Raw genomic sequence first — 860 nt, 5'->3', positions numbered from 1 at the left:
TTGCGATGAGTTTGTGGTGTTGGGATTGACGTGGCCATGATGTTGTCATGGGACACGATTTGATTTTTGAACGACACTTGAAACGCTATTGTCAGCAGTCTGTATAACCTGCAGAGTTATAGGATCAAGCCGCACGGGCAATTAGTATCAGTTAGCTGAGTGCATTACTGCACTTACACACCTGACCTATCAACGTCCTGGTCTCGAACGACCCTTCAGGGGGGTCTAGCCCCCGGGATACCTAATCTTCAGACGAGTTTCCCGCTTAGATGCCTTCAGCGGTTATCTCTTCCGTACGTAGCTACTCGGCAATGCCATTGGCATGACAACCGATACACCAGCGGTACGTCCACTCCGGTCCTCTCGTACTAGGAGCAGGCTCCGTCAAGTATCCAACGCCCACGGCAGATAGGGACCAAACTGTCTCACGACGTTTTAAACCCAGCTCACGTACCTCTTTAAATGGCGAACAGCCATACCCTTGGGACCGGCTACAGCCCCAGGATGAGATGAGCCGACATCGAGGTGCCAAACACCACCGTCGATATGAACTCTTGGGTGGTATCAGCCTGTTATCCCCAGAGTACCTTTTATCCGTTGAGCGATGGCCCTTCCATTCAGAACCACCGGATCACTATGTCCTGCTTTCGCACCTGTTCGACGTGTCAGTCTCACAGTCAAGCACGCTTATGCCATTGCACTATCAGCACGATTTCCGACCGTACCTAGCGTACCTTCGAACTCCTCCGTTACACTTTAGGAGGAGACCGCCCCAGTCAAACTGCCCACCATACACTGTCCCCAACCCGGATAACGGGCCTAGGTTAGAACCGCAAACAAACCAGGGTGGTATTTCAAGG

General features: G+C 52.1%; 1 rRNA gene. It reads right to left on the bottom strand.

Features of this window, described 5'->3' with window-relative positions:
• Positions 1–120: 120 nt before the first annotated feature.
• A 23S ribosomal RNA gene (locus IE074_RS14720) occupies positions 121–860 on the bottom strand; the annotation flags it as partial.

Source organism: Advenella faeciporci, assembly GCF_014652395.1.
Classification (GTDB): domain Bacteria; phylum Pseudomonadota; class Gammaproteobacteria; order Burkholderiales; family Burkholderiaceae_B; genus Advenella; species Advenella faeciporci.
Note: the sequence above shows the minus strand (reverse complement) of the source record. Positions and strands in the feature narration are given on the sequence as shown.